This window comes from Dictyobacter halimunensis, from assembly GCF_036245075.1.
This window is the reverse complement of record NZ_BSRI01000002.1, coordinates 3,097,550-3,123,523: the sequence shown is the minus strand read 5'-3', so window position 1 is coordinate 3,123,523 and position 25,974 is coordinate 3,097,550. Positions and strand designations below refer to the sequence as shown.

At 57.3% G+C, this 25,974-nt stretch carries 22 protein-coding genes and 1 pseudogene; 15 read left to right on the top strand and 8 right to left on the bottom strand.

The window, feature by feature from the left end; genetic code table 11:
• Positions 1–347 precede the first annotated feature (347 nt).
• Positions 348–1,268 carry a 50S ribosomal protein L11 methyltransferase gene (prmA, locus tag AABA21_RS26990; protein WP_338254991.1) on the top strand — a complete coding sequence of 307 codons (921 nt, stop codon included), beginning with the start codon at positions 348–350 and terminating at the stop codon, positions 1,266–1,268.
• A 3-nt stretch (positions 1,269–1,271) separates the two neighbouring features.
• Complete coding sequence (locus AABA21_RS26985; RefSeq protein ID WP_338254988.1) at positions 1,272–2,048, top strand: 16S rRNA (uracil(1498)-N(3))-methyltransferase; 777 nt, start codon at positions 1,272–1,274, stop codon at positions 2,046–2,048.
• 66 nt (positions 2,049–2,114) lie between these two features.
• Here the strand turns inward: AABA21_RS26985 and AABA21_RS26980 are convergent, their stop codons facing one another.
• The 6 genes from AABA21_RS26980 to AABA21_RS26955 all read right to left on the bottom strand — a co-directional run bounded on the left by AABA21_RS26980 (position 2,115) and on the right by AABA21_RS26955 (position 8,289).
• The gene (locus AABA21_RS26980; RefSeq protein ID WP_126596487.1) at positions 2,115–2,360 is read right to left on the bottom strand and encodes a hypothetical protein; all 246 of its coding nucleotides are present in this window, start codon (positions 2,358–2,360) and stop codon (positions 2,115–2,117) included.
• Positions 2,361–2,497: 137 nt separating this feature from the next.
• Positions 2,498–3,394 (bottom strand): GNAT family N-acetyltransferase, encoded by an 897-nt coding sequence (locus tag AABA21_RS26975; RefSeq protein ID WP_338254987.1) that lies wholly within the window; start codon positions 3,392–3,394, stop codon positions 2,498–2,500.
• A gap of 184 nt (positions 3,395–3,578) precedes the next feature.
• Positions 3,579–5,312 carry an acyl-CoA mutase large subunit family protein gene (locus AABA21_RS26970; RefSeq protein ID WP_338254985.1) on the bottom strand — a complete coding sequence of 578 codons (1,734 nt, stop codon included), beginning with the start codon at positions 5,310–5,312 and terminating at the stop codon, positions 3,579–3,581.
• A 34-nt stretch (positions 5,313–5,346) separates the two neighbouring features.
• The gene (locus tag AABA21_RS26965; protein WP_338254984.1) at positions 5,347–6,531 is read right to left on the bottom strand and encodes an acetyl-CoA C-acetyltransferase; all 1,185 of its coding nucleotides are present in this window, start codon (positions 6,529–6,531) and stop codon (positions 5,347–5,349) included.
• Between the two features lie 112 nt (positions 6,532–6,643).
• The gene (locus tag AABA21_RS26960; protein WP_338254983.1) at positions 6,644–7,675 is read right to left on the bottom strand and encodes an anti-sigma factor family protein; all 1,032 of its coding nucleotides are present in this window, start codon (positions 7,673–7,675) and stop codon (positions 6,644–6,646) included.
• A 2-nt stretch (positions 7,676–7,677) separates the two neighbouring features.
• The gene (locus AABA21_RS26955) at positions 7,678–8,289 is read right to left on the bottom strand and encodes an RNA polymerase sigma factor (RefSeq protein ID WP_338254981.1); all 612 of its coding nucleotides are present in this window, start codon (positions 8,287–8,289) and stop codon (positions 7,678–7,680) included.
• A gap of 376 nt (positions 8,290–8,665) precedes the next feature.
• On the opposite strand from AABA21_RS26955, the gene AABA21_RS26950 reads away from it, so the two are divergent.
• Positions 8,666–10,546, top strand: coding sequence for a S53 family peptidase (locus AABA21_RS26950; RefSeq protein ID WP_338254979.1), 1,881 nt, complete (start codon positions 8,666–8,668; stop codon positions 10,544–10,546).
• 155 nt (positions 10,547–10,701) lie between these two features.
• Here AABA21_RS26950 and AABA21_RS26945 read toward each other — a convergent pair whose 3' ends face one another.
• Positions 10,702–11,823 carry a hypothetical protein gene (locus AABA21_RS26945; protein WP_338254978.1) on the bottom strand — a complete coding sequence of 374 codons (1,122 nt, stop codon included), beginning with the start codon at positions 11,821–11,823 and terminating at the stop codon, positions 10,702–10,704.
• A gap of 424 nt (positions 11,824–12,247) precedes the next feature.
• On the opposite strand from AABA21_RS26945, the gene AABA21_RS26940 reads away from it, so the two are divergent.
• The 12 genes and pseudogenes from AABA21_RS26940 to nfi all read left to right on the top strand — a co-directional run bounded on the left by AABA21_RS26940 (position 12,248) and on the right by nfi (position 24,701).
• The gene (locus tag AABA21_RS26940; RefSeq protein WP_338254977.1) at positions 12,248–12,817 is read left to right on the top strand and encodes a HEPN domain-containing protein; all 570 of its coding nucleotides are present in this window, start codon (positions 12,248–12,250) and stop codon (positions 12,815–12,817) included.
• Between the two features lie 288 nt (positions 12,818–13,105).
• Complete coding sequence (ppdK, locus tag AABA21_RS26935; protein WP_338254976.1) at positions 13,106–15,886, top strand: pyruvate, phosphate dikinase; 2,781 nt, start codon at positions 13,106–13,108, stop codon at positions 15,884–15,886.
• A 178-nt stretch (positions 15,887–16,064) separates the two neighbouring features.
• Positions 16,065–16,643 (top strand): HdeD family acid-resistance protein, encoded by a 579-nt coding sequence (locus AABA21_RS26930; protein ID WP_338254975.1) that lies wholly within the window; start codon positions 16,065–16,067, stop codon positions 16,641–16,643.
• Positions 16,644–16,866: 223 nt separating this feature from the next.
• A complete protein-coding gene (locus AABA21_RS26925) occupies positions 16,867–18,051 on the top strand; it encodes a hypothetical protein (protein WP_338254974.1) in 1,185 nt (394 codons plus the stop codon).
• Between the two features lie 32 nt (positions 18,052–18,083).
• Positions 18,084–20,375, top strand: coding sequence for a formate dehydrogenase subunit alpha (fdhF, locus tag AABA21_RS26920; protein WP_338254973.1), 2,292 nt, complete (start codon positions 18,084–18,086; stop codon positions 20,373–20,375).
• A gap of 15 nt (positions 20,376–20,390) precedes the next feature.
• Positions 20,391–20,912 (top strand): annotated as a pseudogene (locus AABA21_RS26915) (4Fe-4S dicluster domain-containing protein); the annotation flags it as partial.
• A 296-nt stretch (positions 20,913–21,208) separates the two neighbouring features.
• Positions 21,209–21,754, top strand: a complete 546-nt coding sequence (locus AABA21_RS26910; protein WP_338254971.1) for a QcrA and Rieske domain-containing protein — start codon at positions 21,209–21,211, stop codon at positions 21,752–21,754.
• The gene (locus AABA21_RS26905; RefSeq protein ID WP_338254969.1) at positions 21,751–22,074 is read left to right on the top strand and encodes a hypothetical protein; all 324 of its coding nucleotides are present in this window, start codon (positions 21,751–21,753) and stop codon (positions 22,072–22,074) included. The genes AABA21_RS26910 and AABA21_RS26905 overlap by 4 nt, the downstream gene beginning before the upstream one ends.
• Before the next feature lie 136 nt (positions 22,075–22,210).
• Positions 22,211–22,873, top strand: coding sequence for an HPP family protein (locus tag AABA21_RS26900; protein WP_338254968.1), 663 nt, complete (start codon positions 22,211–22,213; stop codon positions 22,871–22,873).
• A 41-nt stretch (positions 22,874–22,914) separates the two neighbouring features.
• On the top strand, positions 22,915–23,076 hold the full coding sequence (locus AABA21_RS26895) for a hypothetical protein (RefSeq protein WP_338254967.1): 162 nt from the start codon (positions 22,915–22,917) through the stop codon (positions 23,074–23,076).
• A gap of 101 nt (positions 23,077–23,177) precedes the next feature.
• A complete protein-coding gene (locus AABA21_RS26890; protein ID WP_338254965.1) occupies positions 23,178–23,939 on the top strand; it encodes a class I SAM-dependent methyltransferase in 762 nt (253 codons plus the stop codon).
• Positions 23,940–23,978: 39 nt separating this feature from the next.
• A complete protein-coding gene (gene nfi / locus AABA21_RS26885; protein ID WP_338254962.1) occupies positions 23,979–24,701 on the top strand; it encodes a deoxyribonuclease V in 723 nt (240 codons plus the stop codon).
• A gap of 42 nt (positions 24,702–24,743) precedes the next feature.
• Here nfi and AABA21_RS26880 read toward each other — a convergent pair whose 3' ends face one another.
• Positions 24,744–25,955 carry a sensor histidine kinase gene (locus AABA21_RS26880; protein WP_338254961.1) on the bottom strand — a complete coding sequence of 404 codons (1,212 nt, stop codon included), beginning with the start codon at positions 25,953–25,955 and terminating at the stop codon, positions 24,744–24,746.
• Between the last annotated feature and the right edge of the window lie 19 nt (positions 25,956–25,974).

The following is a 25,974-nucleotide window of genomic DNA, read 5'->3' as shown; positions in this document are numbered from 1 at the left end:
GTTCGGCTATGATAGCACGAAGCATCTGTTGTGGTCAATCTGCTTCAAGAAGTCGCAACCTGTTACGCCAAATGGCCTGCTGTGATATGCTAGAAAGCACAGAAAGAAAGCTACGCTTCCCCGCCTTCGGCGGGGGAAGAGGAAGGGATTTTGGGGGACACCCCAACCCCGGTAGGAGGGGCTCGCCGCCCCTCGTGCACCTCCCGCTTTATACCTGCTTTTATTTGTTAAAAATCATTCAGCGGGGAGAGAGAAGGGATCTGAGGGGAGCTTAAACGTGCCTCGGCAGAAGACCTTCCTGCGCCTCCCCATGTAACTAACATCGCGAAAGGTAGAGAGTTGTTTTCATGCAGTGGTTGGAATTAACGGTACAGGTACATCCCGAGGCGGTGGAATCGGTCAGCGAGTTATTAAGTATATATTCTCGTGATGGCGTGGTGATCGAGGAGCCTTATAAGCTGAGCGACGATGGGCAAGAATACAGTATTTTAATCGGAGAACCCGTGCAGGTACACGCCTATCTGCCACTAGATGGGACCGAAGAGGAGAAGAGACAGGAGATCGCTCGGGGACTCTGGCACTTTACCAGCCTGGGCGCGCACTTTGTGGGCGAGCTCCATTCGCGCGTGGTGGACGAGGAAGATTGGGCCAATGCCTGGAAAGATTACTATCACGTGACCCATATCGGGAAACGGCTGGTAATCCGCCCATCCTGGCGCGAGTATACCCCTAAAGATGATGAGGTGGTACTTACCCTTGATCCAGGAATGGCCTTTGGGACCGGCGTGCATCCGACGACGCGCATGTGCCTGGAGCGGGTCGAGCAGCTGGTGCGGCCCGGCATGCAGATTCTGGATGTGGGCACCGGATCGGGCATCCTGGCCCTGGCCGCGGCGAAGCTGGGGGCGGCCCACATCGACGCTATCGACAATAGCAGCGTGGCCGTCGAGAGCTCAAAGGCGAACGCGGAGATGAATGAACTGCAGGCACAGATCGATGTTGTGCTGGGTGTGCTGGACGAAGAGGGAGCCAGGCGCAATGAAGGCCACTACGACCTGGTGCTGGCCAATATCATCGCCCATATCATCGGCTCGATCGCGCCACAGCTGGCCCGCGTGGTAGCACCTCATGGACTACTGGTTGTCAGCGGCATCATCGAAGCGCGGCGCGCCGACGCCGAGGATCCCCTGCTGGCGGCGGGCTTAGAGCTGGTTGAGGAGACCAGGATCGATGACTGGCTGGCCCTCACCTATCGAAAGCGAGCCTGAGCGATGCACCGCTTCTTTAGCGCCGATGCTAACCTGCAAGCGCTTCAGCCTGGAGAGACCGTGGCGCTGCCCGACAAGCTGGCCCACCAGGTTCGCGATGTGCTGCATATCACGGTTGGTGAGCAGATCGTGCTCTTCGACAATAGCGGAGAAGAATACGTTTGCAGCGTCACCCATAGCAGCCGCGCAGGCATCGAGATCCAGCTCGAAGAGCGGCGCGCGAGCAACAAAGAGCCGGACGCCCATGTGATCCTCTGCCAGGGATTACTTAAATCGGCCCGCTTCGAGTTTATCCTGGAAAAAGGGACCGAGCTGGGCGTGACCAGCTTTGTGCCCACCCTCTGCCGTCGCTCGATGGCCGGCCTGGAGGAAGCGGGTCCCAAGAAGCTACAGCGCTGGGAACGCATCATCCAGGAAGCCACGGAGCAGTGTGGTCGTTCGCGCGTGCCGGAGTTGCAGAGCATCCAGCCCTTGATGCACACCCTCAACGATATCCCTGATGGCGCCCTGGCCATCATGCCCTGGGAAGAGGAACACGCCCAGAGCCTCTATGAGACCCTCAAGCAGGCGCGGCAGGATTGGTCTCAGGCAGGGAGGCAGGATCCCATCACTATCGTGATCTTCATCGGACCCGAAGGGGGCTTGACCGCCGAGGAGGTCACACTGGCCCGGCGCGCCGGCGTCAAGATTGTCACGCTGGGAAGTCGCATCCTGCGTGCGGAGACCGCCGCCCTGATGACTGTCGCCAACGTCATGTACGAATTAGAATCACTCGCCTGATAGTGCATGTATGCAAAAAGCGGTCGCCCCGCATGTGGGGCGACCGCTTTTTGCATACATGCACTATCACTTTTCGGGATCGATACCGTAACCGTTGAGGACAGCATGGACATAGTCGGCCACATAGTGGCGCTCATCCACCCCATCGATAATCATGCATTCAGCGACCGAGACGATCTGGGGTGAAACCTCGTGAAGAAAGTTGATGATCGAACGGTTATTGCGGTGATCCGCGTTGGGGTCGGTTATAAAGGCATACAATTCATCAGTAAATTCTTCTTCGTCGTTGCGCAGGCGAAAAATGTTAAACATAGTTACAATACCTTTCAAATGGTCTTCTCTATCTGAAACTTTCTGCGCTACATTTTCTACAAAGACGGGGATTTCCCCTCATTTACCATTAGTGTACGTAATCAAAAAATAAGATGTCAAGGTCGAGTATAAGCACATCAGAGATCGAGTACGTAGTAATCGTAGGTGGTATAAATGCTGAAGCCGCATGATTGATAGAGCCGCAGGGCGCGGCTATTCTCAACATCCACATCCAGTATGATCTTTCGATCGGGATCCTGACCACGCAGGATAAAGATGGCCTCCTCCAGCATCTGACGCCCGTAGCCTCTCCCCTGGTAAGCCGGGCGCACACCAAAGGCATAGACGCCGACTGCATCCTCAACCATGTCCAGCCTGAAACTGCCGACCGGCTCCCGGCAGCCCACATCTTCGTCCCCAAAAACGGCGAGATAGTAAGGACGGGCGGGATTCTGCAGACAGTGCAGCACGCGTCGCCTGGTCGCTTCTTCGCTATCGCCAAAGCTTTCGGACTGAACCTTGATCAGAGCTTCGGCCTCGCTGGCATCAGCTTTATGGATCTCTAGATGATCATCAAAAGCTTTGCGCTGTAGGACCGTGGTCAGCACCATTGAGTGTTCTGACTCGCTCAGGGTGGCGCCCAGCGCGCGCACGAAGCCGTGCCCCGAAGCGGAATTACGCTCACAGACCAGGATCAGCTGCTTCATACCACGGGCGCGGCTTTCAACGACGGCGATAGTAAGCAACTGTTTGAAGATACCCCGACGCCGATACTCAGGATGCACCATCCCGACGATCTCATTCTGCTGCGAGCCCTGATCATCCAGTCCCAGGTAGCCAATCAGAGCGCCATTGTCATAATATAAGAAATCCTTCACAACCAGGCCTGTACGCTGCCGCAGCATACTCCATTCGATGCGCATATGCAGCGACTCGTGACGCTCACACACGTCGGCCAGCTGCTTTAACTGCTCGATCTCGTTCGCTGACAGCGTTCGCTTTTCAATCAGGCCCTGCAACGGTTCTCCTGGCATCTATAGACTCCATTCTATGTCTGATATCGATAAAGAGAAACGATGAAGAGCGGAGTTTGTGAGTGGGTGCAGCCGGGGCGCAAATGCGCCCCGGCTGCACCCACTCACAAACTCCAGTGCGGCCGCATAGCGGACGCCTGTGCGGGAACGCTCACGTGCCCCGCGATGAAGAGAGTAGACATTCTTAGAAGATGGCGGGCTCCAGGTATTCGCCGAAAGCGGCCCGGAACACATCCATCATCTCGCCCAGGGTAGCATAAGCCCTGGCCGCATCCAGCAGAGCTGGCATGGTGTTTTGGTGCTCGTCACAGGCACGGCGCAAAGAGGATAGGGCGCGACGCACCTCCGCCTGGTCGCGTTCGCGGCGCACACGATTGAGACGCTCCAGGTGCCTCTTCTGTCCTTCATAGTCCACATACAGGGTAGGGACCTTCACATCTTCATTCAGAGTGTAGGCGTTGACGCCTACGATCTGGCGCTGCTGCAGATCGACCTCCTGCTGATAGCGATAGGCGGACTCGGCGATCTCATGCTGGAAGAAGCCGTTCTGGATGCAGGCCAGCACGCCGCCCAGCTGCTCGATGCGGTCCAGATACTGCTGGGCCGCCTGTTCGGTCTGATCGGTCAGGGCCTCGATGGCGTAGGAACCGGCCAGGGGATCGACGGTATTGACCACTCCGCTCTCGTGGGCGATGATCTGCTGCGTGCGCAGGGCGATCAGGGCCGCCTTCTCGGTTGGCAGGGCCAGAGCCTCATCCAGCGAGTTGGTGTGCAACGAGTTGGTACCGCCGAGCACCGCCGCCAGTGCCTGAATGGTGGTGCGCACGATATTATTCTCCGGCTGCTGGGCCGATAGCGAGACGCCAGCGGTCTGAGCATGGCAGCGCATCATCCAGGAACGAGGATCTTTGGCGCCATACTTCTCGCGCATCAGACGCGCCCAGAGGCGTCGGCCGGCGCGGAACTTGGCGATCTCCTCCAGAAAATCGTTGTGCACATCAAAGAAGAATGAGAGCCGGGGCGCGAACTCATCGATCTTGAGGCCGCGTTCGATGGCCGCATCGACATAGGCCAGGCCATCGGCGATCGTGAAAGCCAGTTCCTGCACAGCGGTGGCCCCTGCCTCGCGAATATGATAGCCACTGATGCTGATGGTGTTCCAGCGCGGCATCGAGCGTGACCCGAACTCGATGGTATCGATGACCAGTCCCAGTGAGGGCTCAGGTGGGAACAGATACTCTTTCTGAGCGATATACTCTTTAAGGATATCGTTCTGTAGCGTCCCACCCAGTTTAGCCATCGGATAACCGCGCTTCTCGGCATTGACGATATACATCGCCCAGATGGCGGAGGCCGGGCTATTGATCGTCATCGAAGTTGTGATCTTGTCGAGAGGCAGGTCGGCGAACAGCACCTCCATATCGGCCAGGGAAGAGATGGCGACGCCGCACTTGCCAAACTCACCGGCGGCCATCGGATGATCGGTATCATAGCCGTAGAGAGTGGCCATATCAAAGGCTGTCGAGAGGCCCGTCTGTCCCTGCTGCAGCAGATACTTGAAGCGGGCATTGGTATCCTCGGCCGTCCCGAAACCCGCGAACATACGCATGGTCCAGGGCTTGGCCCGGTACATGGTTGGCTGTACGCCGCGCGTATAGGGATATTCGCCGGGGAAGCCGATGTCCTGCATATAATTCTCTTTGGACAGGTCGCGTGGTGTATAGAGTCGCTGCACCGGCACGCCCGAGGTCGTCTCGATCTGCTCGCGCTCGGGGATACGCTGGATCGACTGCTTGAGTGTGGTCTCTTCCCACTGCCCCTGCGCGGTCTCAAGGCGCGCGAGTTCCTCAGCATCAAACAGGCTGTGTTGTTCAAGCGCCGGCCGCGTCGCGAGTTCTGAAAATTCTGGATCAGGCATAAGTATTGTGATTCTCCTCTATGAGTTGCAACGGCTATACTTCAACGGACATGGCGACGGCACCACCACCACCCAGGCACAGTGTGGCCAGGCCACGACCACCGCCACGGCGCCGCAATTCATAGATCAAGGTCGTCAGGACACGGGAGCCACTGGAGCCGATGGGATGTCCCAGGGCAATCGCGCCGCCGTTCACATTGACACGCCCCCAGTCCCAGTCCATCTCTTTGCCGTTGGCCAGGGTCTGAGCGGCAAAGGCCTCGTTGACCTCGATCAGATCGAAGTCGGAGATGCGCAGACCGGTACGCTCAAGCAGACGGTTGACCGCGCGGGGTGGGGCCGCGAAGATGTAGCGGGGGGTAATGGCGGCGGAGGCATAGCCGGTGATGCGCGCCAGGACCGGCAGGCCATGCTCTTGCGCGAAGGCCTGGTCGACCACAACTGTGGCGGAGGCCCCGTCGCTCAAGCCAGGCGCGTTGCCAGCGGTGACCGTTCCACCCTCCTGGAAGGCCGGCATCAGCTTCGTCAGCGCGTCCATCGAGGAATCACCACGAATGGGCTCATCGGTCTCGACCAGGATGGTATTCTTTTTCTGCTTGACTTCAACGGGTACGATCTCATCTTTAAAGCGCCCCGATGTCGTGGCCGCCGCCGCGCGCTGGTGGCTTTGTAAAGAGAACTGATCCTGCTCTTCACGTGTAACGCCAAATTTCTCAGCGATGATTTCAGCCTCTTTGCCCATGTGAATGTTTTCAAAAGCGCACCAGAGGCCATCGTGTACCACGCTATCGACCAGTTTGCCATCGCCCATGCGGTAGCCGGTACGGGCCTTCGGCAATAAATAAGGGGCATTGCTCATGCTCTCCATGCCACCCGCCACAAAGGCCTGCGCATCACCGGCGCGAATAGCCTGGGCCGCCAGCATAACAGCTTTGAGGCCAGATCCACAGACCTTGTTGACGGTAAAGGCGGGAATATCTTCTGGCAAGCCGGCATGCAAAGCGGCCTGGCGAGCAGGCGCCTGGCCAACGCCGGCTGATACCACGTTGCCCATAATCACTTCATCTATGGCTGTCGGATCAATGCCGGCGCGGCGCACCGCCTCTTTAATCGCAATCGCGCCCAGTTGTGGCGCGGTGAAACTGGCAAGCGAACTGAGGAATTTTCCGGTCGGCGTCCTCGCCGCCCCAACAATTACAGGATTATGATCAGGCATCATTTTTCTCCTCTTTATATTTTCACGTCGCTGTGAATAGAAAACTGGGGAAACTTCTTAAGTGTATATACACACCGTTCACTCTATATTGTACCCCCAGAATGAGGAAGATGCATCATGGTTGACCGGGCAATTGACCCATCCGGAAATTTCCAGGCACCTGCATATCCCACAACGAGGTTGATACCTGGGATGGCTGGAGCCATTGGACGGTATCATACATGGGCTTTTGCTGCCCACTAGCCTGCGGCAGTACGTTTACCAGCATATAGTGCATATCGAGCAGCAACACATGACCATCGCTAGCACGGATGCGATAGACATCTTTGCCTTGAAACGTCCCTTTTCCCAGATACGTGGCTTTGCCAGAGCTTAAATCCTGCCGCAATTGAGTCAGGTTGAAAAGAGGCGGATCATGCATCCATTCCTGGGCATCCCACTGCGCCACGTGGTGCATCATATCCAGTCCCAGGGCTTTCTGCTGGTCGGCCACCACCATCACATCAAGCTTGCCGCTCATGACGGTCTCCACATTCATCACATTCACACTCATGTTATGGTATGACATGACCTCGTAGTGCTCACCCCGCGCGTTGGTCACAGTCTGTTTTGAGTACAGGACATAATTATCCCAGGTAACGTTGGTGGGCACCACAAAAGCCTGCGTATGCAGACCCAGCAGTGACGAGGCCGAGAAGGCGATGGTCAGGATAAGGACGGCGGCGGCCAGCACACCAATCAGGCGCGCGGGAGAACGCCGCTGCTTATTCCTCGTACCAGAACGTCCCGCGGCGAGGTCCGCTAGCGATACCGGCCGCGGCCGATTCATGCGGCGCCTGGCGATCGCGACCAGCACAGCCTGGTCAACCTGCGCGCCTGGTTCTGAGGCTGGCAGGTGCCGCATCAACTTTGTCGTCCGGCTTAAAACCTGCTGCTCTTTCTGGCATAGCTCACAGGACTGCACGTGGCGCGCAACAACTTCTTTCTGGGGAGGAGTGAGATCATCCCAGACCGCCAGGTACAGACGGATGGTCGCGCAGGCCTCGGGTCCATTGTCTCCAATAATTGGAAGCGGCGGCAGAGCCTGAGGAAGAGTCCCATTCGCCATATTCTCTTGTTGTGGTTTATTATTTCTGGTGTTGCTCATAATTATTTACTGCTCCGCTTGCCAACACCATCTTTACTGACACGCTGATACTGCTTCGCAAACATCTTCTTCGCTCGAGAAATACGCGTGGCCGCGGCATTTGGAGAAATGCCAACGATCTCCGCAACCTCCTGGTAGGGTATTCCCTGGGCCGCACTCAATGTTAACACTACCGCATACTCTTCTGGCAGAGCCGCCAGGGTCTGGCGTATCAACTCACGCTCCGCGACCTCGGGGATCCCCCCGCTATCGGCGAGGAAAGCGACAAAGTCCTCCTGAAAGACATTCTCACTGTCCGCATCAGCCTGGCGAGAGCGCAAGCCAAAGGACCACCATGAAATACGTTTGCGCTTTCTCAATACATCTACACAGAGATTGGTCGCGATGCGGTACAGCCATGCAGAAAGGTTGTCACGTTCGTATAATCCATCCCAGGATGTAAAGACGCGCACAAATACTTCTTGCGTAATATCATCAGCATCTTCACGACTCCCAAGCAAGCGATAAATATAAGAATGGATAGGACGACGAAACTGCTCATACAACTGTACAAGAGCGGTTTCGTCGGTTGAATTACCAGTCAGCGGCTGATTTGCCGATTTATCCACTGTCATGCTGGGGTGTACTTTCTCTCGTTCGCCGATATTCGTTAAACCCACATCCACACTAGGTATGAGTAGTATACCAGCAATAACCAGGAAATTGAACATATCAGCACTCCGTCTCACAATGATATGCTGCTACTAACAAATATTTTTAACCATATTGTTGGGCCTTTAAATATTCACGTGCGGATATCACTATATTTTCAACCAGCTAGATGACTTTGGAGCGGATTAGTACCATCATCCCAAAATCTTCCCATCACCGCTATCCAGGAAGTATTATGTGACAATGCGGCATAAAAAGGAATTCAAAATAGTATTGATGCAGCATATCAATTGAAGCAGCATATCACATGCAGACATAGGGATAAGGGGTTGGGTTGCAATGGAGGTTTTTCGCATGTTCCGCTATCCTCACAGGGGTGAGTACTACTCGTCGTATGCCACGCAGTCTTATGGTCGCATCATTACGGTTATCACACCATTGCTTACTCTGGTAAGCGTTATGTGCATTATCTCTTCGCAGCTATTGTATCTATCGGCCGCCCAGGCCGAGAATACCCATCAATTAGTGGCGGTCCCGGGCACGCTTTCTCCATTGCTCAAGAGTAGTCGCTTTATCTCTCACGCGGATGCCCGACAAACGATCTCGCTCTCGTTTGGATTGCGTCCACGCGATAACATGGCCTTCCAGCAGGCGCTGTCGGCCACCATCCATGCCCCCGAGCACCAGGCCCGGCCGGTGCTGGATACCAATGAAGTCACCCGCCACTTTAGTCCGACCCAGGCCAGCTATACAGCCCTGGTGCGCTGGCTGCAGGCCGCCGGCTTCCGTATCATCCATACCTATACGCATCGGTTGCTCCTGGACTTCTCGGGCACCATGGGGCAGGTGCAACGCGTGTTTCAGCAGCAGATCAATAACTACCGAGCTCCCGATGGCACCCTCTATTACGCCAATAGCGGCGCGCCTCTCCTGCCACCTGCCATTGCCAGTCAAGTCATGAGCATCAATGGCTTAAATAACGCGACCCGCTGGATGCATACGGCGCTGCGCCAGGGTTCACAATCGCCCGCGAACAATCAGCTGTGCGCCACCAGCAGTGCGAAAACCACTCCAGGAGCGTCCAACAACGCCCGGGCGGCGGTCGCCGGGCTCAGCGACCTGTACCGGGCTCACTATACAGGAAGCGGGCAGACGCTGGCGCTGTTTGAACTGGCGCAGCCAGCTATGAGCGATCTCTCTAGCTACATGGCCTGCACGAGACACAAAGGGACCAGGCTGCAACGCATCGACACGCCTCTGTCCGCAGCGGTCCCTCAGCCAACTTCGTATGAGGCCACGGTTGACGCCGAGGCCATCCTTGATGCTGTTCCCCAACTACAGAGCCTCAAGGTCTATGCGACCGCGAACAATGAAAAAAGCTACCTCGACCAATGGGGACAGATCATACAGGACGATCCAGCGGTCGTTTCCACCAGCTGGGGACTCTGCGAACAGCAGGTGCCCGCGCAGTTGATTCGGCAGGAGGCGCTCTTTTTTCAGCTGGCCGCATTGCAGGGCCAGAGCGTCATCGCGGCCTCCACGATCAATTGTCCAGCCATCTCACGGACGGCGGTCGCGGTGAGCGATCCCGCTTCCCAGCCATTTGTGACCGGTGTGGGCTCCACAGCCCTCATCTTTGCTGTCCCCCGCGGCTCCCATACCAGTCTGCTAACGGCGGGCAGGCTGGACCCGGCCAGCGTCGAGCCGCCGGCCATGGGGGGCAGCAGCCAGCTATGGGCGATGCCTGGGTGGCAGCACATCCAGGCCATATCTACACAGTCTATGAACGCCAGCGCGTCAGGTTGTCCCCATGCCTCAGGCGAGCGCTTCTGTCGCGAGGTGCCCGATGTCGCGCTCAACGCCGACGCGCAGCATAACTTCCTGGCCTACTGCACACAGGGCTGCACCAGCCAGCATCCCTGGCTCAACATCAACGGAGGTGCGCTGGCGACTCCCTTCTGGGCAGCCTTTGTAACCCTCAGCAACCAGGTCTCACAACAGCATGGCGGAGGCAGGCTAGGCTTTATCAATCCCCTGCTCTATCAACTGGCCGCTAATCCGGTCAGCTACGCCAGCAGCTTTCATGACATCATCACTGATAACGAGCACGGCCAGCCTGCCGCGGGCGCGGGCTATGACCTGATCTCCGGCCTGGGAGAATATCGCGCCCAACCACTGGCAAACCGGCTGGCGAATTGGATACAGCCGCTATCCAGATAAGCTGTCATGAGCCGAGCAACCAGATGGCATAACATACCTGTTGCTTCAAAAGAGAAAGAAATGAAACGACCGCCTCTCCAGGTATGACGAGAGACAGTCGTTTCGCTATGTGAGGATCAACATGATTGTTAGCGAGATTCATATGTATGTGAGGCTCACTGATTAGCGCGACGAGAGGCGGGATCGTTGACGCTGGCTGTGTTGGGGGTGGTGGTGTCGGTTCCCGCGTAGGCCGAACGCGCCGGCGCAGGTACGGCACCGTTGTATGCTGGCGTTGTCGTATCAGTACTATACACCGCCGCGCCTGGATCATTCAGAATGACGGTATCCTCGTCTTCAATCGATGTAGCAGCTGGATCTTGCCTGGCGGCATCCATCTGTACAGTCTCCTCATCCGCCATCGACGAAGCAGCTGGATTCTGCCTAGGGGCCCTCATCTGTACAGTCTCCTCGTCCGCATAAGAGATGTCTCCACCCTGCTCCCGCTCCAGACGGCGCTCCTGCTCTCGTAATTCTTCAGGACTCTTCTTGGTGCTGAATGTTCCAGCAGAACCGTAGGCGCTACCCGCGTCGCTATCACTGGCAGGTGCGTTATTGCCCGCCAGGGGATCGGTAACATTAGGGGTGGCGGCAGGAAGTGCCGCGGCCGCCGGTAGCCCAGGATTCACAGTACCAGCGGTGCTATTAATGCCGGCCAGTCCGGCGGGATAGACGACGGGTGGAATAGTGTCGGCATCGTCATTCGCGTTGCCAGCACGATCATTGTCGATCGCGGGTGCGTTAGCATCGACGCTGGCATCGTAGGCGCCGGCCTGGCGCAGGATGCGCACCGCCTCATCATAGCGTCCCCGAGCATTGACTGTGACTACCGTGCGGCCCTCATTCAACTGGCTCTCATAGAAGCGGGCCTCGTGCTCGGGCACACCCAGATGCATTAAAGAACCGACGAACCCACCAGCCAGCGCACCCAGAGCCGCCCCACCCAGCGTCGCGGCCAGGATACCACCGGCGATCGCGGGTCCGAAGCCAGGGATAAGCAGCGAGGTAACAGCGCCAATTACGCCACCTATCACGCCGCCGCTGACCGCTCCGGTAGCCGTAGATGGGGCATTCTCACCATCGCCGATGCCGCCAGCGGATGCGCGATCAGGATCGCGGCTAACAAAGCCAATCTGCTCATCGGTAAAACCAGCGTTACGCAGCTGATCCATAGCCTGCTCGGCTAACGCGGGCTCAGAAAAGACGCCTACCGCGGTTGCTCGTTCTGTGGTTGACATACTACGCTCCTCCTCGAGTGACTGGAAAATCCAACCATCCTATATCAATGCTACCGTTATTAAAAATTTTTCAACACTATAACTTTTTTATACCTTCCGCCGCGATCAAGAGTATAAATACCTGTTCTTTTTTCTACTGCTATCAAATCAAGGTTACACGAATTTTACACGGATCATGGCTGAGAACAGATGCATGCAAGGCTGTACAGCGAGAACTACGGCTATAACGAAACGGGGCGACCAATAAAAAAGTGGTAACCATGCAGCCACAGACAGAAAAAATAGACAATCTACACACTGCAAAAGCATTGACACAACACTATAGTTAGGAATACTATGTGCAAGATAGCTGATTAGTGCTATGCAAATGAAACGCATTGGACCCATTCAACAAATCACAAGTCCGTAAGAGGATCACATTAACATGTCACAGATGCACGATAGCGACCATGGATTGCCCGGTGAGCACAACGAGGAGGACATAGAGCAATTGCTCTTACATGGTCTTTCTTTAAGCTCATCGCCTTCGAACAACTCAGGCATCCATGAAGCAGAATCCCCGCTAGAGACCGATAACGAAGAAGAGCAGGCCGCCCAGCCGAGTAGCGATCCGCAAGGGGCAATGGGGCTCTTCGCGGAAGCGGCCCAGGATATGGCCACCGCTTCGGTCGAACTTGGTCTCGGGCGGCATTTCGCTTGCGTGGATTTCTGCAATCAAGCAGCTGAAAAGGCAGCACAAGCCGTAAGCTTGCTTCGCTTCGGTCGTCGCACCACTTATGATCACGATTTGCGCGCCCTGGGATCTCAAGTAAATGCTCCAGAAGACATCCTGAACGAGATGGAACGGCTAACCCCCTTTCATCCCGAAGCATTTTATGCGGATACTCCTCCCGAAGAAGCCGATGAGGTTATCAATGCGGAGCAGGCCAGCAGCTATGTTCAAAGCGCTCGCAAAATACTACGTTGGGCACGCACAATAGTGCTCAGCGTATAATCATTAGCTATTTCTACCTTACATGAGTCATCCTGGATTTTTCAAACATCCGAAAAAAGGACTCAGCGGGGTTCACAGGGGCGGCCAGCCCCTGTGGGGGTGTCCAGAGGTCACCCCTGGTCCTCTCTCTCTTGTGGGGCCGCCGCAGGCGGCTCCACAAGGAAAAGGGAAATTTCGTGGGAACACCACACCCCGGCAAGGGGCGGTGACTTTCCGGTTTGGGGAACTTTTTTTAAAGTTCGGGATAACTCATATTAGCCCACAACATTTAAGTTGGAGGAAGTTTTCATGACACAACAGATTACCCATTCTGAATTGGATGAGGTTGTTAAACGCTCTCCTCGCAAATGGGTCTACCTCTTTAGCGAAGGCAATGCTAGCATGCGCGAACTGCTGGGTGGTAAAGGCGCAGGCGTAGCTGAAATGACCAACGCCGGACTTCCCGTACCTCCCGGATTTACGATTACAACTGAAGCCTGCAATGGGTACTACGATAACAACCAGCAATTTCCAGAGGGCGTCTGGGAACAGGCAAAAGCCGCCCTGGCGATTGTGGAGAAGCAGACCGGCAAGGGCTTTGGCTCAAAAGAGAATCCCCTGCTGGTCTCGGTGCGCTCGGGCGCTAAATTCTCGATGCCGGGCATGATGGATACCGTTCTGAACCTTGGTATCAACGACGAAACCGTGCTGGGCCTGGTGGCCCTGACAGGCGATGAGCGCTTCGCCTATGACGCCTATCGCCGCTTCATCCAGATGTTTAGCAAAATCGTGCTCGACACCAATCCCCAGGACTTCGAAGAGGTACTGGAGCGCTACAAGCAAGAAGCGGGCGTCAAGACGGACGCGGAGATCCCGGCCGCAGACCTGAAGAAGTTGGTCGGCGAGTTTAAAGAGATCGCGCAACGCGCCTCGGGTCAGCCTTTCCCCACCGATGTCTATCAGCAGTTGCATAAAGCCATCGAGGCCGTTTTCTCCTCCTGGAACAATAAGCGTGCCATCGACTATCGCAACTTCAACAAGATCCCCCACAGCCTTGGCACCGGAGTCAATGTCCAGAGCATGGTATTTGGCAATATGGGCAATAACAGTGGTACCGGCGTGGCCTTCACGCGTAACCCGGCCCATGGTGAAAAGAAGCTGTACGGTGAGTATCTGTTAAATGCCCAGGGTGAAGATGTGGTGGCCGGTATCCGTACCCCATCCCCCATCAGCAAGCTGGAGCAGGAGCTGCCAGAAGTCTATCAGCAGTTCCTGGAGATCGCGCAGCGCCTTGAGAAGCACTATCGCGACATGCAGGACCTGGAGTTCACCGTTGAGAAGGGCAAGCTCTACATGCTGCAGACGCGCTCGGGCAAGCGTAACGCTGGCGCGGCCGTGAAGATCGCCGTCGACATGGTCGAAGAGGGTCTGATCACGCCGGAAGAGGCGGTCAAGCGCGTTGAGCCTTCGCAGGTCTATCAGCTGCTGCTGCCACGCTTCGATGAAGCCGAGAAGCGTCGCGCAGAGCAGGAAGGCCGTCTGCTGGCCAAGGGTCTGAATGCCTCCCCAGGCGCCGCCTTTGGTAAGGCTATCTTCGACGCCGATCGCGCCGAGGAGCTGGGTAAAGCCGGGACCCCTGTCGTGCTGGTTCGCCCGGAGACCAGTCCAGACGACGTACACGGCATGCTGGTCGCCAAAGGTATCCTGACCGCTCGTGGTGGTGCCACCAGTCACGCCGCCGTCGTAGCCCGTGGCCTGGGACTCCCCTGCGTCGCCGGCTGCGAGGGCATCCGGGTGAGCGAGGAGCAGCACCTCTTCCGCGTGGTCGGCTCCGATCTCGTGATTAAAGAGGGTGACGATATCTCGATCGACGGCGCCACCGGCGAGGTCTTCGCCGGCATCATCAAGACCGTCGACGCCGATTTCGACAAAGAGACCGATCTGAAGAAGCTGCTGGGCTGGGCCGACGGATTCCGCAAGCTGGGTGTGTGGGCCAACGCGGACTATCCACGCGACGCCAAACGCGCCGTCACCTTTGGCGCCCAGGGCATCGGCCTCTGCCGCACCGAGCATATGTTCATGGAGCAGGAGCGCCTGCCAATCGTGCAAAAGATGATCCTCGCCAAAACCCAAAAGGAGCGCGAGGCCGCCCTTGAGCAGCTGCTGCCATTCCAGCAGAGCGACTTCAAAGGCATCTTCGAGGCCATGGTTGATCCACAGACTAACGAGGGCTATCCCGTCGTTATCCGCCTGATCGATCCGCCACTGCATGAGTTCCTGCCCTCCTACGAGGAGCTGCTGGTCGAGGTCACTCGCCTGGAGACCCAGGGTGGTCACGAGGCTGAGCTGGCGGAGAAGCGCCAGATGCTTGAGGCCGTTGGCGCCATGCGCGAGATGAACCCCATGCTGGGTCTGCGCGGTTGCCGCCTGGGCCTGCTCTTCCCTGAGATCAACGTCATGCAGACACGCGCCATCCTGGGCGCCGCCGCCGAGCTGGAAAAAGAAGGCAAGAAGCTGCATCCGAAGATCATGATCCCTCTGGTTGGTCATGTCAATGAGCTCAAAGAGGTGCGCCGCCAACTGGAGGCTACGGCCGCCGGGATCGCCGACGACGCCGGCAAGCCGATCGACTACAAGTTTGGTACGATGATCGAGCTGCCACGCGCCGCCCTGACCGCCGACCAGATCGCTGAGGTCTCAGACTTCTTCAGCTTCGGTACCAACGACCTGACCCAGACCACCTTTGGCTTCAGCCGCGACGACGCCGAGGGCAAGTTCTTGCTCCGGTACGTTGAGGGCCTGGAAGAGCCCGGCCTGAAGGATAAAGTGAAGATCCTGCCCGTCAATCCGTTCCAGACCCTGGACCGCGATGGTGTGGGACAGCTGGTCTCCATGGCCGTCGAGAAAGGTCGCAAGACCAATCCAGACATCGAGCTGGGCATCTGCGGCGAACACGGTGGTGATCCTGACAGTATCGAGTTCTGTAACGAAGTGGGACTCAACTACGTCAGTTGCTCGCCATTCCGCGTTCCGGTCGCTCGCCTGGCCGCCGCGCAGGCCGCACTTTCCCGCGCCGAGAAAGATCGCTAAAAGCGTATTGTTCTAGAAAGAGAAGCCCCCTGTGCGCATGCACACAGGGGGCTTCTCTTTCTAGAATCCTCCCCTTGCTTCCGCCTTTTGGATGACCCTCATCCGAGCACCTATCAGTTATCCTCAATTAAAGGCATGCTTTCCAGCCTTCGTTGTTCCAGAGCAAGGAGACGTGATTATGGATGCTCAAATCCCGGGTATGTCATCAAAAACGTATACAGCTATCCCCTGGTGGATAGCGATGATGGAAGGTATCGCATTAGTTATTGTAGGTCTGTTACTCTTATTCTCACCCAGAATGACCACCCTGGTGCTGATACAGGTCCTGGGCTGGTACTGGCTCATCGGCGGCATCCTCAGTTTCGTCAGTATCTTTGTGGATAAGACACAATGGGGATGGAAGCTGGCCATTGGCATCCTGGGCGTGCTGGCCGGCCTCGTCGTCGTTCGCCATCCTTTGTGGAGCGCCCTGATGATTCCCACGCTGATCGTTATCTGCCTGGCAGTGCAGGCGCTGATCGTTGGCGCCATCGAACTGATCCAGGGATTCAGCGGTGGTGGCGTGGGTGCCGTAATGTTGGGTATCATCAATATCCTCCTGGGTATCGTCCTGTTATTCTCACCTTTATCCGCCGCGATAGTTCTGCCACTGGTCGTCGGTATCTTCGCCCTGATCGGCGGCATCATTGCTTTGTATGGTGCGTTCCGCCTGAAGAAGCAGCCTGAACTAACGGCAACGCAACCATCCGTGGTCTAACGCCGGTGTATTCTGTTGCGCAAGCGGCCTCCTCAAAAAATCTGAGGAGGCCGCTTGCGCTGCACGACGATCCTTACGACAGGCTGGCTGGGCGCGCAACGGCAGGTGGATCAACCGTCTCGCAAGCAAACAAGCAAGCAATGGCTTGTTTTATCGATCAGGGTCGTGTTACGATATTCACAGGTGTTTTTGTCGGAGTTTTTTGATGAGAGGATAACGAAACGTGGAACATTCTCTTTCTCAGGCCCGGGAGCAAAGACCCGTAGAGCCGGCGCAGCAGTCTCCGCGACAGGAGATCAGGCGGCTGCGCGTGCTTTCGATCGGGGCCGGCATAGTTGCCGCCCTGATACTGATAGGATTGATCGCGGTGGGATCTCGTGGCTTCCACTGGTTTGACGCTGCCTTGATCGGCTACGCGGTCGCCACGGTCTTCGCCACGGCAGCTGTGACATACAAGTATACCTTCTGGTTGGCCCGCCCACCAACGGGCCGCTACTGGCGTAGAAGCTGGCAACTCTTCCTCTCCTATGCCAATTTCCGCCGCTATACGGTACTGATACCGGCAGCCATCGGCGATCTCTTCGCGCAGACATTTATTCGCAAGCGCGGCCTCTATCGCTGGATTACGCACCAGTGTATCTTCTGGGGTGTGATCCTCTCATGCCTGATTACCTTTCCACTGACCTTCGGCTGGCTGCGCTTCACGCAGACTGCGAGCGGCCTCTATCAGATCTGGTTCTTTGGTTTCAGTCTGTTCAATTTTCCATCGCATTCGCTGTTTGGCTTCATGGTGATCCATGCGCTGGATTTCACGGCGGCACTGCTATTTGTGGGGCTGGTGCTGGCCTTCCATCGGCGCTTTCATGACCTGGCAGTGGTCACGGTACAGCGATTCCGCTTTGATATCGTGCCGCTAGCCCTGCTGATGGCGATCGTCGTCACGGGCCTGGCATTGACCGCTGATAGCACCTGGCTGGGGGGCGCGTACTACTGGTACATCTCGCTGACCCACGAGACGGTGGTGGTGCTGTGGCTCATCTCCTTACCATTTGGCAAGTTCTTCCATTTGATCGAGCGCCCCGCGACAGTGGGTATCGAGCTCTACTGGCGCACCGGTGAGAGTACCGTCCAGCAGCGCTGCGCGCGCTGCGGCGAGGAATTCGCGCCCGCGCGCTTCATTCAGGATCTCAAGCGTACGCTGAACGAGGTAGGGGAGAATTATAGTCTGGGGAAGCCACTGCCAGCGCTCGATACGGTCAGCGATGAGCCACCGGTTCAGAGTACGCCCGCGCAGGAGCAGGTCATCAATACACTCTGGTGGCAGGATATCTGCCCCTCCTGCAAACGAGTGATGCGGGCACAGGCTAATCTGGCTGCGCTCGGGCGCGAGGGCAATCAATTTTTATAGTCTCAGTCCGTCAGCAAGAAGGAAACACAACCATGAGCGTAGATAAAGGTATTTTCCGCCGTCGCCAGCGCCAGGCCGAGGTGTTCGATTACCATACAGGTGAGCCATCGCCGACGCCCTGGAAGTCAGACGAGCAGATCGATCGCTACGTGCCGACGCACTGCTGCTACTGCGGTGTGCAGTGCGGCATGTATCTCAAAGTGGCGCGCGGCAAAGTGGTCGGGGTAGAGCCGCGCGCTGACTTTCCGCTCAACCACGGCATGCTGTGTCCAAAGGGATCGACCGCCTATCAGACGGTCAACCACCCGGATCGCCTGACGTATCCCTTGATGCGCCGTCATGGCAAAGAGAGTCCGTTGGAGCGGGCCAGTTGGGACGAGGTACTGAATACGATCGCGACCCGCTTTCGGGCCTTGCAGGACCAGTATGGCAAGGATACGGTGTCCATCTACAGCGGCTCCTCGATGTCCAATGAGAAGTGCTACCTGATGGGCAAATTCGCCCGTGTGGCCCTGGGGACGCGCCACACCGATTATAATGGACGCCTGTGCATGTCCTCGGCCACCGGCGCCAACGAGCGCTCGCTGGGCATCGACCGGGCCGCCAATCCCATCAGCGATATGCTGCACGCCGATTGCATCTTTGTCATCGGGGCTAACGTCGGCGAATGCTTCCCCATCATCACCAGCTATCTCTGGCAGGCGCGCGATAAGGGCTGCAAGCTCATCGTGGCTGATCCCCGCCAGACGCCCATCGCGCGCACCGCCGATGTCTTTCTTCCCCTGCGCTCGGGCACCGATTCCGCCCTGCTCAATGGCATGCTGCACGTGATCATCAAAGAGGGCCTGATCGACGAAGACTTTATCCGCGAACGCACCACGGGCTGGGAGGAAACGAAGGCGCTGGTCGAGCAGTATCCACCCGAGCGCGTCGCCCGCGTCTGTGGTCTGAAGCCAGAGGCGATCATTGAGGCCGCGCGCATGTATGGACGAGCTAAGGCGGCCCTGATCTATACGGCGCGTGGGCTGGAACATCAGAGTAAAGGTGTAGATAACGGGGTGACGGCGGCCAACCTGGCCCTGGCCACCGGCAACTTTGGCCGTCCCGGCGCTGGCTATGGCACATTGACCGGACAGGGCAATGGACAGGGCGGGCGCGAGATGGGGCAGAAGGCATCACAGCTCCCCGGCTGCCGCGAGGTCGATAATCCAGAGGATCGCGCCTACATCAGCTCGGTCTGGGGCATTGACGAGAAAGACCTGCCACACTCTGGCTATCCCGCCACGCTGATGATCCCGGCCATGCTACGCCAGGAGATCCGCGCCTGCTTTATGATCTGCTCAAACCCGATGGTTTCATTGCCGGACCAGCACACGGTTGAGCGCGCCCTGCGTGGGCTCGATCTGTTCGTGGTTACCGATTTCTTCCTGTCGGAGACAGCGGAGTTGGCCGACATCGTGCTACCCGGCAGTACATGGGCCGAAGATGAAGGGACCATCACCAGTCTAGAGGGGCGCGTAATCAAATATAACAAGGCCGTTGAGCCTCCGGGGGAGGCCCGGCGAGACTGGGAGATTGTCTGCGACCTGGCACGCCGTTTGGGCAGGGGACAGTACTTCGATTTCCATTCACCACGCGACATCTTCAACGAGCTGCGTCTGTGCACGCGTGGCGCGAAATCAGACTACTGGGGCATCACATATGAGAAGATCGATGAGCAGAATGGCGTGTTCTGGCCCTGCCCGGATCCGGACCACCCCGGCACACCACGCCTGTATGAGGAGCGCTTCGGTTTCCCCGATGGCAAAGCACGCTTCCATCCTATCACCTATGTGCCGCCGGCCGAGGAACCGGACGAGGAGTATCCCCTGGTGCTGACGACGGGACGTGTCATCTATCACTATCTGTCCGGCAATCAGACGCGGCGCGTGCCATTCCTCAAGGCGCAGGCGCCCTATCCGTGGGTGGAGATGCATGAGCAGACGGCGCAGCGGCTGGGCGTGGTCGATGGCGACTGGGTCACGGTACGCTCCAGGCGCGGCGAACTGACCGCCCCGGCGCTGGTTGTGCGCTCGATCCGGCCCGATACCCTGTTCATCCCATACCACTATGGACATACGCAGGCCGTCAACCAGCTCACCAATCCCGTGCTGGAACCGATGATGAAGATACCAGAGTACAAAGTGTGCGCGGTCTCGGCGACGCGCGCGGCCCAGAAGCCGGACTGGGCCAACGATGAGGATACACAGGCCCTGCTGGAAGCGGGCCGCAAGCGACACGAACTGCCCTCGGCCCAGGCCAGAGCCAACCCGGTCCTGCGTTAGAGAAAGGATAGTAGTATGGCTGAATCGGTAAAGAGAATTTTTCTGGATCCCTCGCGCTGCATCGGCTGCCGCTCATGCGTGGCGGCCTGCCGCGAGTGCGATACTCACAAGGGCGAGAGCATGATCTATATCGATTATGTCGAGCGGCACAATACGGTGGCCTCATCACCGACGCTCTGCATGCACTGTGAGGATCCGCTGGCCCCCTGCGCGCAGGTCTGTCCCGCCCAGGCCATCCTGGTCAGTCCCGATGGGGTGGTGCAGTCGGCGGACGAGACGCGCTGCATCTACTGTGAAAACTGCGGCTACGCGTGTCCCTTCGGCGTCCCCAAATTTCATCGCGCGGGCCACTATATGCAGAAATGCAACCTCTGCTACGATCGCACCAGCCAGGGCAAGGGTCCGATGTGCGCCACCGTCTGTCCCACGCAGGCCATTTTCTATGGAACCTACGAGGAATGGCTGACGGCAGGACGCGGTCAGCAAGGGGCCAAACCGGTCAATACCTTCTATTTTGGACGCCAGCGTGTCCAGACACGCAATTATGTAACCCTGCGTGAGGAAGAGAACGAACTGGATCTGATGGCGCTGGTTGAACAGGCTGATATGGGCCTGCACATGGATCTTCCGGCGCCGACCGCCAATCAGCACGCCGACGCCTGGGTCGACGCGGAGACGGCCGACATTCCACAGCGCAAGATACAGCCTGAACCATGGACGCCTCTGCAGCCGCTCTCGCCTACGCCCACTCCCACACCCGTACCAGCACAAAGTGAGAGCTAGCCCTTTTTGAGAGATAGAGATTTTTGAGAGATTGTAGAAGGAGCATGCATATGGTGAAAGAAATGGGTCAGCCGGCCCGAGCGGCCGACGAAGAAGTAGCGCTACCGCCCAGAACAGTTGAAGAGGAGTGGCGCAAAGAGTTTCCCTATCCCTGGAACGAGGATGAGATCGTGACGAGGCGCGACACGCTGCGCTTCCTCCTGGCGGGCTCCGGGGCGCTCTTCGTGGCCACGGGAGCGATCGCCATCCTGGGCGCGCTCCCAAAGGATCCCAATACGACTGCGATCCCCATCGCCAAAGACGGGGAACTGGCGGAACACCAATGGAAGGTCTTTAATTATCCAGATCAGTATACACAGGGTATCCTGATCAATCTGCCGGGACATGGCCTGGTGGCCTATAGCGACGTCTGCACCCATCTGTCGTGCGCGGTCCTCTACCAGGGCGATGGCAAGCTGCACTGTCCCTGTCATGAGGGCTACTTCGACGCGGCCACCGGCGACGTGCTAGGGGGTCCACCGACACGCCCCCTGCCATTGATACAGTTGGCCCGGCACGACGGGATGATCTATGCCATCAAGGAGGTAGAGCGATGAGCACCCGCCATTCAGGCCCGCGTCCCCGCAAGGCCAATCCCGATGATCCTCCGGTCCAGCGGCCGCCGGTCGGACCCCGTGGACCCATACCTGGACCCAATTTTCTGGGCCTGGAGGGGCGGATCGCCATCGTACAGGCGCAGGTCTTCCTGCTGGCAATGATCGTGATCGCGCAGCTCTGGCTCGTCACCGACGCGCTATATGAGCTGCTCTCGGGACGCACCGCTGATCTAGGCTGGCTGGCCCTCGCCAGCGGCGCCATATTCGCGCTGGCCCTGCTAATCACCTTCTGGCCCCGACGACGCATTGAAGGAAGTTAAAGGACAACACCATCAATGTATCCTTTTTTATGTCACTGCAGTGAAAATAAGGAGAACTTTCTTCTTTTTGTAAATGGAGTGGAGAATGGAGCCAGAAAGAGACAAGCGGAAAGCTATAAGAAATACAGCTAATGATTTGCCAGAGAGGACAGTAGATAAACGCGGATGGGGCTATAGCCGCATAGACGCAGAACACCCCATCGGTGGTGAGATGTCGGATATCCTCAAAGGACTGTTCGCGCGGCTACGCCTGTCCTCGTTGGAGCAACACTATGCCAGGGTTCCTGTGCTAGCCCTGTTCAGCTTTATCAACGGCTGCATCAGCATCGGCATCATGTCGATCCTGGCGCTAATCACGAGTTCGCCCTTTATCTTCCCTTCGCTGGGACCCACAGCATTTCTATTCTTCTATACGCCGCGCGCGCCCAGCGCTTCGCCACGCAATACCATTATCGGCCACGCCATCGGCGTACTGGCGGGCTATTTCAGCCTGGTGATCACGGGATTGACGGTCGCCGGTCCGGCCCTGAGCGTAGGCATGACCTGGCCTCGTGTCCTCGCCGCCGCCCTCTCGCTGGGTCTGACGGCGGGCCTGATGGTCCTTTTTAAATCACCACATCCACCGGCTGGCGCGACGACATTGATCGTCTCATTGGGTATCCTCACCAAACCGCCGCAACTGATCCTGCTCATGATCGCGGTTGGCCTGCTTACCCTGCAGGCGATCGCCATCAATCGCCTGGCGGGCATCCCCTACCCACTCTGGAATCCAATTAAGCAGGATCCAGGCACATCCTGAATTCTCCTTGAGCAGCGGGGGCAGGACAGGGAGCGTGTTTCATGGAACCTGGGCATCCCGCCCGGACACGGGGTCGCTGCGCGACAAGCTGGAGCAAGCTCAGCACCTACGGCGGTCATCATCACGTTGGAGCTTTCATTTTCTTTTGTGGACCAACGATGCAAAATGCTGGTATCGGCGCTTGCTATTTGCCAGAGGCGTAGCTATACTTATAAACCGTCATCCACCACAAGCAGGTGATATGATAGAGCCAGCACAGTCGGTGACTTTATAACTGGCACCACTATGGAATAGAGATAGATTGATGAACGCTGAATACGACCTGATTGCTCCTTTTTACGATATAGAACATGCCCATTTTGATGAAGACCTGGATATGTACAGCAACTTCGCCGAGCTGTGCGGAGGAAAGATCCTTGAGCTGGCCTGCGGCAGTGGCCGCGTTATGCTCCCCCTGGCCGAGCAAGGCTACGAATTGACCGGGGTGGACAATTCGAGCAAGATGCTGGAACTGGCTCGTGAAGCTTTTGAGGACGCCGGGGTTGCCGCGCGCTGCACGCTGATAGAACAGGATATCAGTACGCTCCAGCTCAATCAGAAGTTTCGCCTGGCCTTTATCGCCCTGGGCTCCTTCGCCCACATTACCACGCGTAAGGAGCAGCAAAAAGTGCTGGCGGCCGTACGCTCCCATCTAAGTACCGGCGCGACCTTCATTGTAGATATCAGCAATGCCGATGCGCGCTACATGGAAGATCTGACCGGGCAGGTGCTGCACCAGGGCAGCTGGCAACACGAGGATGGCAGCTACATGACCCATTTTGTCAGTCCGGCCTCGGCCACCAAAAAGCACCAGCTTGAACTGACGCACTTCTATGATCGACATCAACAGGGCGGTACCGTGCAGCGCACCATTGTTACCACCCATTTGTACCTGTTTGAGCGCAGCGAAATGGAGCTCTTACTCGAACAGGCTGGCTTCGTCGTAAAAGATGTATACGGTGATCATGACCTGGGCCCATTCGATCTGGAGAGCCCGCGCATGATCTTTATCGCCGAAGCCAGATAATAACACTATTCCGATACGGTAGAGAGAAGGATATCAAGCATGCCACGTCCACCTTTACATAATTGGAACCTGAAGCCGGAAGAGGCGATCGCGTTGCAGCATGAGCTGGCCCAGCACGTTGTGCTGGAAGATCACCTTGCAGAGGTACACCACGTAGCCGGCGTGGATATGGCGATCAACGAGGAGCACAACGCGGCGCGGGCCGCCGTCGTACTCATGAGTTATCCAGAGCTAGAGATCGTCGAGCGCCACGTCTACGAAGAGCCGATCCGCATGCCATATGTACCAGGGCTGCTCTCTTTTCGCGAGGCACCATGCGTCATCGGCGCCTTTGAGCAGTTGCGCCAGCGGCCAGATATCGTGATGGTTGATGGTCAGGGCATCGCCCATCCTCGGCGTATAGGTATCGCGACCCACCTGGGACTGTGGTTGGAGATCCCGACCATCGGCTGCGCCAAGTCGTTACTGACAGGGAAATACGACAAAGAAGCCCTGGGGGAGGAGGCCGGTTCCTGGGTTCCACTCATCCACCGCAAAGAAACGATCGGCGCCGTCGTGCGTACACGCACAAAGGTCAATCCGATGTTTATCTCTCCCGGCCACCTGATCAGCCTGGAAACAAGCATTCGCTACGTGCTGGCATGCGGCAAGGGCTATCGCCTGCCGGAGCCAACGCGCCAGGCCGACAAGCTCTCAAAGGATAACGCCTGGACGGAGCCACCCGACGAGCCGCAAGGGCAACAGATGAGTCTCTGGCCATAGTCCCACATACCATCCCCTCCACAGTCCCATACCAGAGTGGTGCTAAAGCTGCGCGGGATCATGATACAGGGGCACAGTAAAGTAGAAGGTGGTACCTTTATTCACCACGGTATCAAAGCCAATGGTGCCACCATGCTGCTCCACGATCAGCTTCGCGATCGAGAGGCCCAGTCCATAGCCGCCCATCTTGGATTGCTGGCTGTGATTGGACTGGTAGAAGCGCTCGAACACATGATGGCTATCTTCAGCAGGGATGCCATAGCCTGTGTCGGTAACGGAGATCATCTCAAAATGCTCATCATGCTGACGGGCGCTGATCGTCACCACGCCGCCCGGAGGCGTGAACTTGATGGCATTCGCCACCAGATTGTTCAAGACCTGCTTGATGCGCTGGGGATCAATATAGAGCGCGGGCACATTTGCAGGGATATCCATGTGCAGCGCCACCTCGGCCTTGAGCGCCTGCGGCTGCAAGCTGCGCGCCACCTGGCGGACCAGGCTCAGCAGATGCACCTCCTGCTGCTTCACCTCAAACTGTCCCAGGTCCGAACGCGTCATAAACAGGATATCCTCAACGATTGAGATTAGCTGTTGTACCCCTTCCTGGGTATAGCCCAGGTACATGCGCTGCTCCTCGTTTAGCGCGCCCATGTGACCCTGCAAGAGCAGATCAATAAAGCCGTGCACGGAGTTTAAGGGGGTGCGCAGCTCGTGTGAAACCATCGAGACAAAATTTGAGCGCACCCGATTGGCGACCTTGAGCGCCGACATGTCGCGCGCCGCGAAGACAGCGTACGAGAACTCATCATCCAACGTGATCGGATTGACGCTGGCGGATACCTCATACAGGTGATCGGGGTCCATCCCCACAATAAGCTCTTCATTAGGAAGGGGACTTCTTTGTTCCAGAGCCCGCACCAGGGGACAGCTTGAGGTGCCACACAGGGCCATGCGATTGAGGTTTTTGCAGCCCAGCACCTCGGTACAACGACTCCCTACCGTATTTTCTAGCGGCACTCTCAGCGTAGCGGCCGCGGCAGGGTTGAGATACGCAATGTGGAAATCTGGCGTGAGTACAAGAATAGCATCTGAAGTAGTCTGGATAGCAGCCTCGATCGCATGATCTCGCTGCTCCGCCAAAGCACTGATCGCTTCATCATCCTCGCCGCTTACGCCAGACAATGAAGGCACCATCGGTAAAGATAGATCAGTTGTTTCTTCGACGTGTGCTTGTTTTTGAATACGCTTCCGCAACCTGGCCCAACCTTTCCCC